This window comes from Paenibacillus sp. NMA1017, from assembly GCF_058895805.1.
Map to the genome: position 1 here is coordinate 1 of NZ_JBZXYR010000042.1, position 2,167 is coordinate 2,167.

Consider the following 2,167-nt stretch of genomic DNA (forward strand, 5'->3'; position numbering starts at 1 on the left):
ACAATCCAAATATCCGTGTGAATGAGCTGGAATTGGTAACACCGGAAGAACAGGCACAGATTGTTCAGGTATGGGGAGATACGGCGGCAGCCTATCCGCAGGATCAAACGCTAAGGAGTCTGTTTGAGCAGCAGGCAGCGAACACGCCGGAGCAAGTGGCGGTGTTGTGCGGAGCGGAGTCGTTGACCTACGCGGAGCTGAACGAGCGAGCCAACCGTCTCGCACGCACCTTGCGTGCGGAAGGGGTTGAACCAGATCAGCCGGTAGGCATTCTGGTCCACCGCTCGCTGGACATGATCGTAGGTATCTACGCGATCCTCAAAGCAGGCGGAGCCTACGTCCCCATCGATCCAGACTATCCGGCGGACCGCATCCGCTTTATGCTGGAGGACTCGGGCGCGAAGCTGGTGCTGACGCAATCACATCTGGCGGAGCAAGCATCGCTGAGTTTCGACGGCCAGGTGCTGGTGCTGGATCGTCAGGAGCAGTCTGGCCAAGACATTTACCACGAAGATGGCTCGAATCTGGAGCCACTGGCCGGACCGCACCATGTCGCCTATGTCATCTATACCTCTGGCTCCACGGGCAAACCGAAGGGCGTGATGGTAGAGCACCATTCTGCGCTGAACCGGATTTTGTGGATGCATGATCGTTACGGCTTGAGTGCGGAAGATACGATCCTGCAAAAGACGGCCTTCACCTTCGACGTGTCGGTGTGGGAGCTGTTCTGGTGGTCGCTGGTCGGCTCGAAGGTGAGTTTGCTGTCGGTAGGTGGGGAAAAGAACCCGGAAGACATCGTCGACACGATTGCCCGCGATGGCGTGAGCACGATGCACTTTGTACCGGCGATGCTGCATGCGTTCCTGGAGTATGTGGAGCAGCAGCCACGGGAAGTAATGCAAGCGAAGCTAGCAACGTTGCGTCATGTCTTTGCCAGCGGCGAAGCATTGCCGCCACAGCATGTGGCCCGGTTCCAGCGGCTTGTGTCGAGCCTGACTGGAGCGAAGCTGATCAACCTGTACGGTCCAACCGAAGCGACGGTGGACGTATCGCACTTCGATTGCGAGCCGGATGAGGAATATGCGGTTATCCCGATCGGAAAACCGATTCAAAACATACGACTGTACATCGTGAAGGAAGGTACCGAGCAACTGCAGCCGATTGGGGTGGCAGGTGAGTTGTGCATCGGCGGTGTAGGGGTAGCACGTGGGTATCTGAACCGTCCAGAGCTGACGGCCGAGAAGTTTGTGAAAGACCCGTTTGCTGGCGGGGAAGCAGGCTATGAACGGATGTACCGCACAGGCGATTTGGCGAGATGGATGCCGGACGGCAACATCGAATATTTGGGCCGGATCGACCATCAAGTCAAAATCCGGGGTTACCGGATTGAGCTGGGCGAGGTGGAATCGCAGCTGCTCCAAGTGGAATCGGTACGCGAAGCTGTCGTCACAGCTCGTGCGGATGAAACGGGCCAAAAACAAATGGTGGCCTACTATGTCGCGGGGCAAGAGCTCGGGACCAGCGAGCTGAGAAGTGAGCTGGGTCGGGAGCTGCCAAGCTACATGGTGCCGTCGTACTTTGTACAGCTGGAGCAGATGCCGCTGAGTCCCAATGGCAAAATTGACCGCAAAGCCCTGCCAGCACCGGAAGGCAGCCTGCAAACCGGATCGGATTATGCAGAGCCGCGTACCGCACAAGAACGCGCTCTGGCAGCGGTCTGGCAGTCAGTACTGGGATTACAGACGGTCGGTATTTTGGACAACTTCTTTGATCTGGGCGGCGATTCGATCAAGGCCATCCAAATCGCATCTCGTACATTCCAGTCTGGTTATAAGCTGGACATGAAGGATTTGTTCCAGTATCCAACGGTTGCGACACTTGCACCGCATATGCATGAGGTCAGCCGTATGGCAGATCAAGGAGAAGTGAGCGGGGAAACCTCGTTGCTTCCAATCCAACATTGGTTTTTTGCGCAGGAGCGCGAGCGTCCGCAGCACTTTAATCAGGCGGTCATGCTCTATCGTGCCGAGGGCTTTGATGAGACGGCGGTTCGCCAAGTCATGGATCATATCGTGAGGCATCATGATGCGCTTCGTACGGTATTCCGTCAGGCTTCATCCGGTTACGAGGCTTGGACACGCAGTGTAGATGAAGGCGCGTTGTATAC

1 protein-coding gene is annotated in these 2,167 nt (G+C 56.6%); it reads left to right on the plus strand.

All coding sequences use genetic code 11. From position 1 onward, the window contains the following. Positions 1-2,167 (plus strand): non-ribosomal peptide synthetase (locus AC5ELV_RS26225; RefSeq protein WP_493432447.1); only part of this gene is annotated, 2,167 nt, incomplete at both ends.